A 12,249-nucleotide genomic window follows, 5' to 3' on the forward strand; every position below is an offset into this window, starting at 1 on the left:
TTCGCGTTGACCCATTGTCTTTAGGAATTTCGACACGTCTTACTGCACAAGGAGAATAATTCCCCTGCTTGATGGATGTTAAAAGTTTCTCCTTATGCTCTCTAAGATAATCCCCTAAGGATTCGACTTTAGTTTGTGTTGCAACCTCATCCAGCATCGTAGGCCTTATATGTAGTTTCTGTCCGTCAGACCGAGAATTTGCCTGAGGCTTCCTTCAGATTCCACCTCACGGTTGACACCCTTGCCTTCGGCTAACACTTCCAACTGTAATGGCGTGTTCGGGACTTGCACCCTAGAGTTATCGCCCATGCCGGGCGCACAACAAGAAAGCCGAAACAGTTGATGTCTCGGCTTTCTCTATATAGTCATATCTATATTACCACTTTATAATGTCATTTCCAAAGGTAAACAACATTAGCGCGATTAATATAAAGAAACCAATCATTTGCGCTGTTTCTAAGAACTTATCACTTAATGGTTTTCCTTGAATCATCTCAATCAACAAGAACACGACATGACCACCATCCAAGGCTGGAATTGGCAATAAGTTCATAAAGGCTAATGCCATAGACAACATACCAACAAGGTTCCAAAAACGCAACCAATCCACTTCATCACCAAACATCTTCGCTATACCTACAGGTCCCGAAAGCGCTTTGTCAGCTCTTACCTCACCTTTGAAAATCTTTCCAAAACCTTTAATATTATCGGTAATAACAGAAAAAGCCTTGTTAACACCAATTGGCAATGATTCTGCAAAAGAATAATTACGTGTCACTGTAGGTAAGTCAGAGAATCGGAAGCCTAAAACACCCGATGTATCTGCTGCCGCTACCAATTGTAATGAATCATTACCACGTAAGATGTCAAGTTTTATATCCTTTCCTCTACTTTTAGCAACTTCTTCTTGAAAAATGTCTAAGCGTTCTACTTTTAAACCATTAATCGCTAAGATATTATCCCCTTTTTGTAAGCCCATTTTCTCCGCACGCGTACCTTCCTCAACAGATCCCACAGGAACAATTTTAAAAATTGGAGTTATAAACTCATTTTTCTTGTGGTCTGCAACATCATTCAACATGGTAGCTGGCAGCGTAATATCTAATATTTTGCCCTGACGTTCTACTTTCAATACCGCATCACCCATCAACACCTCTGAAGTCATCAAATCCTTCATGAATAAATTAGCTGGATTACCATTTACCGCGAGTATCTTATCACCTTCGACAAGACCGATTTTTTCACCTATAATACCAGGTTTTACTCCCCAAAGTTTAGTATTATCGAAATCTGAGTCTCCATATTTGAAAACTAGCATCCAGAACACCAAAATCCCCACTACAACATTCACAATAATACCACCAAGCATAACGATAAGTCGTTGCCAAGCTGGTTTTGATCGGAACTCCCACGGTTTGGGTTCTTCTTTTAGTTGCTCTGTATCCATAGATTCGTCTACCATACCTGCGATTTTTACATAACCGCCTAATGGCAACCAACCGATACCGTACTCACAATCTTTATATTTGAATTTGAATAACTTTACACCCCAAGCATCAAAAAATAAATAAAACTTCTCCACCTTGATGCCAAATGCTCTTGCTGCTAAGAAGTGTCCTAATTCGTGTAGTATTATTAAAATAGATAAAGCCAGTATAACCTGACCTACCATTACCAATGTTCCCATTTAACTCTTTCTAATTTTTATATTTTACTTTTATTGATTAAATCTCGTGCCACGATTCTGCTTTCCGTGTCGTACGCAATATAATCATCCAAACTCAAGTTATTCGTATTTTTTATATGACATAATGTCTCCTCAAGTATATCCGACATCCCCAAAAATGACACTTTATCTTCCAAAAAAGCTGCAACAGCAATTTCGTTCGCAGCATTCAATACGCAGCAACGATTTCCACCCTCTGCTAACGCATCGTAAGCTAATTGCAAGTTTCTAAATGTTGATAAGTCCGGCTTTTCAAAAGTTAAATTTCCATAATCCATGAAATCAAATCTTTTGAATGTATTTTGATAACGCTCAGGATGTGTTAACGCATATTGAATAGGTAGCTTCATATCCGGTAAACCCATTTGTGCCTTCATCGAACCATCTTCAAACTGTACAATAGAATGTATAATTGATTGCGGATGTACGATTACATCAATTTGGTTTAACTCCAAATCAAACAACCATTTAGCTTCGATTACTTCTAGTCCTTTATTCATCAAAGAAGCGGAGTCAATCGTAATCTTAGCTCCCATCGACCAATTGGGATGTTTCAAAGCTTGTGCTTTGCCAACCGAAGTCAGCTGCTCTCTTGTCCATCCTCTAAAAGGCCCTCCAGAGGCTGTCAAATAAATCTTTTCTATTGGACTAGGCTCTCCTACCAAACATTGAAAGATCGCCGAATGTTCCGAATCTACAGGCAACATTTTTACATTATGTTGCTTCACCAAATCCATGATCAACTCACCACTGACTACCAGAGTTTCCTTATTTGCTAACGCAATATCCTTTCCACATTGAATCGCCTTCACCGTAGGTCTTAATCCAGCTGATCCAACTATCGCATTCAACACCACATCTATTTCATCCAGCTGAACTGCTTCAATTAATCCTTCCTCACCCGTCAATACTTTTATAGATGTGTTTACTAAAGCTTCTTTGGTTTTAGTATAACCAACCTCCGAAACGATAACAACAATTTTTGGATTGAATTCTAAAGCTTGTCGGATTAGTTCATCAGCATTATTACTTGCTGTAAGGACCGAAATTTCAAATTTATCAGGGAATTCTCGCGCAACATCTAAAGCCTGCGTGCCTATACTTCCTGTAGAACCTAATATGGCTATATTCTTTTTCTCCAAAACTTCCCCTTAATCTAAATTATGTTTTTCAACAACTCGGGATCATCACTCCCTTTGTACTCTTTGATCATACCCACATAAGCTACAGCAAGCACCAAACTTACAGAAGGAATAATTACAAACGTATTTACGGCGCTCATTATTTTGGCGAAAATACTATAATCCATATACTCGAAAAACAATTGCCCTAAATATGTAGAAGCTAATAAAGCCATTAAGATAAGTAAATTGGTCGTATTTCCACGCGTAAATGCTATACTTAATTTGATTGATCGTACAAAATTGAAATTATTCTCCAAAATGAAAAAAGGAAAAAACGAAATTCGAATAAGCACAAACATCATTATCAATCCAGTAATCAAGGGATTAATTTCATATGCTATACGATCCATAGGAACTCCCATATACAGTAATGGCATAAATATAATAGCACATGCTAAATAAGCGACACCAGTAATAAGTGAATAACTCAGTAATCCTAAAATAAAGTGCACAAACTGCTTTGTTGAAGGAATATAATTATTAAGGGAGGTTTTTTCTATATTATTTGCCAAAAGAATAGCTCTTTTGATCAATACAAGTTGAAGACCAAAAAATAAAATTACAAAAACCAACAGCAACAAAAACCGAATGCCACTACCTGTTAATTCATTCAGGTATACGGCTAAGTAAGTAGATAAATTGTTAGTGACAAACAGTAAAAAACACAACCCGGCAACTGAAATATAGTGTTTTCTCAAAATTGATAAAGCTCGAAAAAACACATCATTAGCACGAAAAGTACTTTCTTTTAAAAATTCTAACATGTTGATTAATAATACTGCAAAGATGATATATTTTTTGGATTACAACAATTAAAATCTTTCGTTTGACAGATTTTTTATCAACGTCAACCCAAGTTATTAACATGTGATTCTGTGACATAAAAAAAGCCTCGTTTTCACGAAGCTTTCTCTATTTGTTATTTATTAAAATCCTCTGGAACTGGCCTTTCTAATAGATTTTGATAATAAAAACGTACACGCTCTTTAAAATCATATCTTATTTTTGAACGACTCCACCCGTGTCTACTTCCTGGATAGATCATAAATTCAAAAGGGACATCTCGATCTGTCAAAGCATCGACCAATTGAATAGTATTTTGCATATGCACATTATCGTCCATATCGCCATGTAATATACGCAAACCGCCTTTGTATTTATCTACGTAAGTTAGGATAGAACCATTTTTATACCCTTCTGGATTGTCCTGAGGTGTATCCATCCAACGTTCGGTATAATGTGTATCATACAATTCCCAGCTTGTCACTGGTGCTCCTGCAATACCATAGTCAAAGTAATCCGAACCTTTGGTCAAAGCCAAACATGTCATATAGCCACCATAACTATGACCGGTAATTAATAGTTTATCCTTTTTTACAAATGGTTTCGCTTTCAACCACTTCGCAATAGTGATATAATCCACCAATTCCCAATTCCCCAGATTACGATGCATCCATGCTACCCCTTGTTTACCATAATGTCCTGAGGCTCTATGGTCACATTCTATCTGAATGATTCCCTCATTAGCCCAATGCTGTGACATACCACCATAAGGACTAGTAGATGTATTTTTCCACGTATTACGTACGGATCCCGCATCTGGACCACCATAGATACTCATAACCACGGGATATTGTTTAGATTCATCGAAGTCAACAGGATATGTAATAATTACAGGTAAGTCAAATTTACCATCATCAGATTTCACCGTTAAATATTCTGTCTTTCCAATTTTATATTTATCAAAATCAGAAGATTTAGCATCTGCCAATCCTTTCAACACTTTACCCTTATTATCTACCAAAGAGACTTTCGGTGGTGTAGTTACGTTCGAATAAGTTGTTATAAAATACTTACCATTTGGCGAAACTGACACTTGATGCGTATAATCTCCAAAAGTTAGACGTTTCAAATTTTTTCCAGAATAATCCACACGATATAAATCCGAAGTCGCAGAATTTTCTTTACGAGCTGTGAAGTAAATTACTTTAGACTTTTCATCTATTAATTGCAATTTTGACACTTGCCAATCTCCAGATGTAATCGCATTAACCAATTTTCCATCCAACGTATACAGATAGTAATGTGCCCACCCAGTTTTGTCAGATTTCAGAATATAATGTTTGTTGTCCGCCAAATAGGTGATACGCTCATCATGATCAAGATTGATCCAAGTCGGCTGCTCTTCGTTATAAATTTCATTTTTACTTCCTGAAGTTGGATTTAACGTATAAAATTTCAAATTCGTTTGATCACGGTTCATCCATTGCACCATAATGGATTTGCTGTCGTAGCTCCAATAGGGTTCGCCGAAATATTGGTCATCCTTTGGATTAAAGTCAGCCCAAACCACATTCTTCTCCTCCACTTTCACAAAACCAACTTTCACTTCTGGATTGCTTTGTCCCGCTTTAGGATAACGTGTTTGTTCCAGATAACCATTTTGGCCTTTTGATCCATAAATTGGAAACATCGGAACTTTAGTATCATCAAAACGCATAAATGCGATCTGCTTACTATCTGGTGACCACCAAAAAGCTTTATAATTCGTAGCTCGACCTAGGATTTCTTCGTAGTATACCCATGACGACCAACCATTATAAATTACATCAGTACCGTCATTCGTATATTGCGTTTCCTTTCCATTACTCACTGCTATACTAAACAAATTACTTTCACGTGTAAATGCCACATAATTGCCATCTGGAGATAATGTTGGATTTTGCTCAGGAACATCGGGAGAATTTGTCAAATTCTTCTCTTCACCACTAGCGAATTGAATGTAAATATCATTGTTCTTCGCAACTACTTTTGTGCTCTTTCTTTCGGTAGGCACATATATTTCACGATGTCCATTACCGACATTTACCTTATAAGTGCGATTTTCTTCCCTATTGTATTCCAAATAATGGTCATTATCAGCCCAACCTGTGAAACCATTAATAGGCTTTGTAATAGTACTTACTCTACCCCATGCTTCGTCAAAAGTTAGTCTTTGTTGTGCAACAGAATGCGACCCTACAAATAAAAACCCCACTACTGCAAATTTAGTCCAATGTTTTATCATATTAATTTCATAAAATCACGAAAATAAATGATTCGTGTACAATAAACGCATATTTCTTGTAACAACTTTAAATTAAAAAAGCCACTAAATAGAGTGGCTCGAATATCTTGTTAGGGTTTAGTATTAAAAAGAAAAATTATCTTTCGCTATATACTCACCGCTATTTTCATAAGCAGATTCTTCTTGACTAGGCTCGTATCTTTTCTCTACGACATCTTGGTTAGATTTGATATACTCCACCACCTCTGTTAATCCCTCTGCGAACTTTTCAAAATCTTCTTTGTATAAGAAAATTTTATGCTTGATAAACTGACCATCTTCAAAACGTTTTTTGCTCTCTGTAATAGTCACATAATAATCATTCGATCGTGTTGCTTTTACATCAAAAAAATAAGTACGTTTTCCAGCTCTCACCTTTTTTGAAAATACTTCTTCACGTTCTTTGTTTTCAAAATCTCCCATTAGTCTAGTAAGTATTTAAGTTTAAATCCTATATTTTAATGTCATAAATATATAATATATCTTGTCAAAGAACCAAATTTTTTGCAAAAAATAATTATTTTTTATTAATAAAGATTTGAAATCATTTTTTAGAATGTATTTTTACCGATAAAATCAGATACTTTACCGAGTAAGCTACTACAAATACCTAATTACAGTACAATTATCGCAGTCAGGTATTTACTTTTGAGCTATTAAATATAGAGTAATGGAAAAGTCAACACATACAAATCAAAATCCACAAATGCCTCCAAGCAATAATAAGTCATCCACTACTGTGGGAGCGATTATTATACTTTTCGGGGTTTTTCTTTTATTAAACAACTTGGACTTGGGATTTTTATTTCCTAGTTGGCTGTTTAGCTTTCCTATGATTTTGATTATTATCGGACTTGTCATAGGTATTAATTCAAAATTTGAGAAAAAATCATCATTTATATTACTTACAATCGGAGGCATATTTCTATTGCGTAAGATTTTTGACAACTTCAATCCTTTTCAAGTGCTTTTGCCTGCAATCGCTATTGTAATTGGTATCTACATCATCAACAGAAATAGAAAGGCTCCAACAATTCCAACTCCACCTGATAACACGCCTCCTCCACATCCCACGGACGAGTTTGATTGGGATCGTCGTGTAGTAGATTTGACTGATGACACTGGAGGAAATACTCAAAATTCTTCACACCAAAATACAGGGCATGCTGGAACTTATAATCAGTTCCAGTATGCCGAAAACTATTTAAAGGTGGATGCCATTTTTGGTAATTCCAATAAAATTATTTTATCTAAAAATTTCTTAGGAGGCACGATTACAAATATTTTTGGTTCTTCGGTAATCAACTTATTGCAAGCGGATCTATCGCAACCAGTCGTAATTGATACTTTTCAATTATTTGGAAGTACAAAAATAATAGTCCCGGCACATTGGGTGGTTTCACCTTCGATCTCTTCCATATTTGGGGATGTAGATGATCGAAGAATAATTATCAATCATCCATATGATGAGTCTAAAAAATTATTCCTTACAGGAACATCATTATTTGGAACCGTAACTATAAAAAATAGCTAAAGTAAATGTTTACATCTACCTTTAAATTAAACTCTAAAACAGCTTTAATCCACTTCAGTGTTTGGATTATCTTTGTTTTATACTTTGCTGTTTCTTATTTCCTCCTATGGTGGGAATTCAAACCTATTAAAGTCTCTTTTGTCGAACCAATGATTAGCGCATTAACCATGGCGCTTTGCTGTTACTTGGTCTTTAGTTCGATGAAATTTTATAATCCAACCAAAAAGCAATATTTCAAAATTATTGCCTTTTGCTTGACATTGACGGTTATGAGTTTGGGAATTTCCATCTTTTGTATTTACCAATTCTTTGACAATCCATCCCTAATTCATTATTACCACAAATTACCTTATAAGTTTATCATCAACTTTTTAGTACTTTCTTGTATTATGATCATTAATATATTTTGGAATGTACAAGAAGAAGCTATTGAAAATGATCGACGAAAATTGGAATCGGAACGCTTGGTTCGGGATGCAGAGTTATATAATTTGAGACAACAATTGCAGCCACACTTCCTGTTCAATAGTTTAAACTCCATCATTGCTTTGATAGGCGTAAAACCTGATCTAGCGAAAAAAATGACTTTTCAGCTATCAGACTTTTTGAGAGGAACAATGCGTAAGGATGACAAACAATTAATTCCTTTGGCTGACGAGATCAAGCATTTGGAATTGTATTTAGAAATTGAAAAAGTAAGATTTGGGCATAGATTACAAACCAATTTTCAATACCAAGAAGAGGTTTTAAATAGTAAAGTACCTAGTATGATTATACAGCCACTAATGGAGAATGCTATAAAACACGGTTTGTACAATATTATTGGTGATGTAGACATAAATACCCACATTACATTAGAGCATAATATGCTGAGCATTGAAATAACCAATCCATACGATACTGATCAATTTTACAATAAAAAAGGAACCGGATTTGGACTTTCTAGTATTCAAAGACGTTTGTTTTTAATTTATAGCCGCACCGATTTATTACAAATTCGAAAAACAGAAAATCAATTCACCGCCATCATAAAAATACCACAACATGATTAAAGCAATAATTATAGATGATGAGCCTTTGGCTCGTATGATTATACATGAATATCTTCAAAAGGAAAATGATTTTGAAATCGTAGCCGAATGTGGGGACGGTTTCCAAGGAGCTAAAGCTATCCAACAATACAAGCCAGACATCGTATTTTTGGATATCCAAATGCCAAAATTAACTGGTTTTGAGATGTTGGAAATTTTGGATGAAATGCCTCATATCATTTTTACAACTGCATTTGAAGAATATGCATTGAAAGCTTTTGAAAAGAATGCGGTGGATTATTTATTGAAACCTATTTCGCAAGATAGATTCGAAAAGGCAATAGAAAAGTTTCGCTCACTACACGCTACAAAACAACAACAGCAAGGTGTCAAAGCTTTGAAAGAAGATTTGGAAGAAGAAACTTTAGAGCGTATTGTGGTGAAAAACGGCACCCAAATCAAGCTTATTCCGGTACAACAAATCATCTTTTTAGAGGCTTATGATGATTATGTTAAGATTTATACAAAAGATGGCATGTTTCTGAAAAACAAAACTATGTCTTCTTTTGAAAAACAACTGGACCCTAAACAATTTGTTCGTGTACACCGCTCATTTATCATCAAAGTAGACCAATTGGCGAAGATTGAGCCGATGGAAAAAGAAAGCTATAAAGGTATTTTAATCAATGGCGACAAAGTAAATATCAGTAAATCAGGATATGCGAGATTAAAACAAACAATTGGCTTATAACCAATTGTTTGTTAATTTTGCAACATGACACGAAAAGCACTACTATTTGTTTGCAATCTAATTCTTATAAGTTCTTTGGCAATTGCTCAATCTCCAGTCGAGCGTCTGAACAGAACTGTATTTAACAGAATAGAATATTTTATCAACACGAATCAACCTGATTCAATCTATAATCTAGCTTCAGAAGATTTCAAAAAACAAATTACTCAGCAAGGATTCAATAGCATGATGCGCGACCTTTCCAATTATGGAAAGATAACCGCCGTTCAGCCTGCCTCATTTTCAAATAACATTGCGGGTTACAATTTTTCCCTAGGAGGCACAAAAAGTTCGTTGTATTTGGGTGTTGACTCCAACTATAATTTTTACTACTTCTTATTACAACAAGGACATATTGCTACCGCACGTACAGAAGCAGTTCCTTCAAATGTAAATAAACAAAACCCTTTAGATTTTTACATAGATTCGATAGCTAATGCGTACTTAGCTAATCCAAACACTAAATCTTTGGCAATTGGAGTTATCAATAAAGGAAAAATCAACACTTTCTATTATGGTCAGACTGATGCATATGATAAATTATCGATTCCTGACGGAAATACCTTGTACGAGATTGGTTCCATTTCAAAAGTATTTACAGCTACGCTATTAGCCGACCTTGTCGAAAAAGGAACAATTTCATTGGACGATAGTATCACGAAATATTTACCAGACACCTTAGCACAAAATCCATATTTGCAAAAAATCACTTTCAAACATTTAGCTAATCATACTTCAGGATTACCACGATTACCTGAAAATTTGGATAAAGCACCAAAATACAACGCAAAGAATCCTTATGCTACGTATTCGAGAAAGGAAATGTTTCACTTTTTGAAAAATATACAAAGTGAAAATGAGCCTGGAGAAAATTTTGAATATAGCAATCTTGGTTATGGATTATTGGGCGAATTGATTGCGATTATTACCAATAAATCCTATAGCGAGAATATCAAAGAAATTATTTCGGATACATTGAAACTACCGAATACAGTAGAAAAAGCCAATCCGAAAACGCAAAAAATCACCAAAGTATATAATGCACAAAGGCAAGAAACGCCTTTATGGGACTGGCAAGCTATGGCTGCATCAGGCGCTTTGAAATCCACTGTTCACGATTTATTACGCTTCGTGCAATATCAATTCAAGTTGCCTGAAACAACACTAGAAAATGCAATGGCGCAGACTAGACAGTTTACCTTTTATCTTCCACCAAATACAGATATAGGTTTGGCATGGCATATGAATATGGTCGATGATGTCCTTCAGTATTGGCATAATGGTGGAACGGGCGGTAGTTCATCGTTTATTGGATTGGTTCCTGACAAAAAATCTGCTATCATCGTGCTATCAAATTCTGCCATTTCTGTAGATGATATTAGTGCAAAAATCTTAAGTAAGATTGCCAATAGTAAATAATGACATTCAATAAATATAAGCATTCCATCAAATGATACACAGAATGCTTATATTTGAGCAAATATTAACTAATAACAACGTGAAAAAACGCATTGCTATTTTTGCTTCGGGGTCAGGTTCAAATGCACAAAAAATCATGGAGCATTTTAAATATGCTGACGATGCTGAAGTTTCTTTGGTACTTAGCAACAATCCTGACGCTTACGTATTACAAAGAGCCGACAATTTTGAAATTCCATCACACATTTTTGATAGACATGAATTTTATCAAACTGATAATGTAGTCGATATATTAAAACGTTTAGATATTGATTTGGTTGTATTAGCAGGATTTTTATGGTTAGTTCCAGAGAACTTATTGAAAGCTTACCCAAACAAAATCATCAACATCCATCCTGCCCTATTGCCAAAGCATGGCGGCAAAGGTATGTACGGCGACCGTGTACACAAAGCTGTATTAGAGGCTGGTGATGAAGAGCATGGCATAACCATTCACTTTGTCAATGAAAACTTTGACGAAGGCGAAGTAATATATCAAGGTCGTTTCAAAGTTGAAAAAGACGACACCTTGGAAACAATTAAATTCAAAGGTCAACAATTAGAACATCTTCACTACCCAAAAGTCGTAGAGAATCTTTTAAAAAAATATAATTAGAAAAATCGCACTTTTTAGGTGCGATTTTTTTTAACTTCTTTTGTCTCGCTCAAGCCGCGAGAGGCTCATACTTTTTTATCGTAAAAAGTATGCAAAACCTTGTCGCTAGAATATTTCGCAAGGATGTCTCTTCCTTCTTGCAATTTCGCGAAATATTCTCAGGCGACCTTTTTGATAAATTGTAGGGGTATTACATTATTTTTATTTTGAATCCTTTCACTTCGCTGATTTCTTAACGCCAAAACATCATAGGCCGTTTCATTTGGCTAATGCTAATAAAATATTTTCAGTACACATTCAATCCTTACAATCACTTAAATATCGCTTTAGCGGATCGGCAATAGCAGGAAAAGAGAGCCGTTGTGCCGATACGGTACAGCGATGATTTTTTGTTTCTTTTTATAAAAAAAGAAAGAGCCTGTCTGGCGGTGAAGACAAAAAATACTTTTGACATAGAAGACATAATTAACGTATTCTAGGTTTCTCATATATCCAAATTTAATTCAAAAAAAGTTTTTTTAGGCAGCTTTTCTATAATTATCCACATACATTACTCCTCGTTTTACTAGGGCGAACATCCGTAAAATCAACTTGAACTTTACATTGTTCAATACCAGTGGGTAGGCTTTATCTTTAAGCTTCCTTTCTGCATATGCGTTGAGTTCCGAGTCGTGGGGCATAGCCGCTTTAGCTGCTTGATTGAGCTCATTCTTTAGTTCTTTGTGAGCGATATGGCTTACCCGCTTTGGTCCCTTAATACTGGAGCCTGAGGTGTGCTCAAAAGGGATCACGCCAACATATACC

The 12,249-nt window shown here is 35.4% G+C and carries 11 protein-coding genes; 5 read left to right on the forward strand and 6 right to left on the reverse strand.

Annotation, left to right across the window (positions count from 1 at the left end):
• Positions 1 to 376 precede the first annotated feature (376 nt).
• The 5 genes from rseP to GOQ17_RS15710 form a co-directional block, all read right to left on the reverse strand.
• On the reverse strand, positions 377 to 1,687 hold the full coding sequence (gene rseP / locus GOQ17_RS15690) for an RIP metalloprotease RseP (protein ID WP_159638947.1): 1,311 nt from the start codon (positions 1,685 to 1,687) through the stop codon (positions 377 to 379).
• Between the two features lie 17 nt (positions 1,688 to 1,704).
• Complete coding sequence (locus GOQ17_RS15695; protein ID WP_159638949.1) at positions 1,705 to 2,868, reverse strand: 1-deoxy-D-xylulose-5-phosphate reductoisomerase; 1,164 nt, start codon at positions 2,866 to 2,868, stop codon at positions 1,705 to 1,707.
• Between the two features lie 14 nt (positions 2,869 to 2,882).
• Positions 2,883 to 3,674, reverse strand: a complete 792-nt coding sequence (locus GOQ17_RS15700; RefSeq protein WP_159638951.1) for a hypothetical protein — start codon at positions 3,672 to 3,674, stop codon at positions 2,883 to 2,885.
• A 155-nt stretch (positions 3,675 to 3,829) separates the two neighbouring features.
• Positions 3,830 to 5,977: a S9 family peptidase gene (locus GOQ17_RS15705; RefSeq protein ID WP_159638953.1), complete on the reverse strand. Its 2,148-nt coding sequence runs from the start codon at positions 5,975 to 5,977 to the stop codon at positions 3,830 to 3,832.
• Positions 5,978 to 6,100: 123 nt separating this feature from the next.
• Positions 6,101 to 6,439 carry a DUF3276 family protein gene (locus GOQ17_RS15710; protein WP_159638955.1) on the reverse strand — a complete coding sequence of 113 codons (339 nt, stop codon included), beginning with the start codon at positions 6,437 to 6,439 and terminating at the stop codon, positions 6,101 to 6,103.
• Between the two features lie 247 nt (positions 6,440 to 6,686).
• On the opposite strand from GOQ17_RS15710, the gene GOQ17_RS15715 reads away from it, so the two are divergent.
• From GOQ17_RS15715 to purN, 5 genes are all read left to right on the forward strand, one after another.
• Positions 6,687 to 7,550 carry a LiaF transmembrane domain-containing protein gene (locus tag GOQ17_RS15715; RefSeq protein ID WP_236537177.1) on the forward strand — a complete coding sequence of 288 codons (864 nt, stop codon included), beginning with the start codon at positions 6,687 to 6,689 and terminating at the stop codon, positions 7,548 to 7,550.
• A gap of 200 nt (positions 7,551 to 7,750) precedes the next feature.
• Complete coding sequence (locus GOQ17_RS15720) at positions 7,751 to 8,602, forward strand: sensor histidine kinase (RefSeq protein WP_236537178.1); 852 nt, start codon at positions 7,751 to 7,753, stop codon at positions 8,600 to 8,602.
• Positions 8,595 to 9,332: a LytR/AlgR family response regulator transcription factor gene (locus tag GOQ17_RS15725; protein WP_159638959.1), complete on the forward strand. Its 738-nt coding sequence runs from the start codon at positions 8,595 to 8,597 to the stop codon at positions 9,330 to 9,332. The genes GOQ17_RS15720 and GOQ17_RS15725 overlap by 8 nt, the downstream gene beginning before the upstream one ends.
• Positions 9,333 to 9,356: 24 nt before the next feature.
• Entirely contained in the window at positions 9,357 to 10,790 is a 1,434-nt protein-coding gene (locus tag GOQ17_RS15730) for a serine hydrolase domain-containing protein (RefSeq protein ID WP_159638961.1), read from the forward strand.
• Positions 10,791 to 10,869: 79 nt separating this feature from the next.
• Complete coding sequence (gene purN, locus GOQ17_RS15735) at positions 10,870 to 11,445, forward strand: phosphoribosylglycinamide formyltransferase (RefSeq protein WP_159638963.1); 576 nt, start codon at positions 10,870 to 10,872, stop codon at positions 11,443 to 11,445.
• Between the two features lie 518 nt (positions 11,446 to 11,963).
• Here purN and GOQ17_RS15740 read toward each other — a convergent pair.
• On the reverse strand, positions 11,964 to 12,249 hold a 286-nt coding region (locus tag GOQ17_RS15740; RefSeq protein ID WP_159638965.1), incomplete at its 5' end, for a transposase.

The organism is Sphingobacterium composti (assembly GCF_009829075.1).
Taxonomy (GTDB): Bacteria; Bacteroidota; Bacteroidia; order Sphingobacteriales; family Sphingobacteriaceae; genus Sphingobacterium; species Sphingobacterium composti.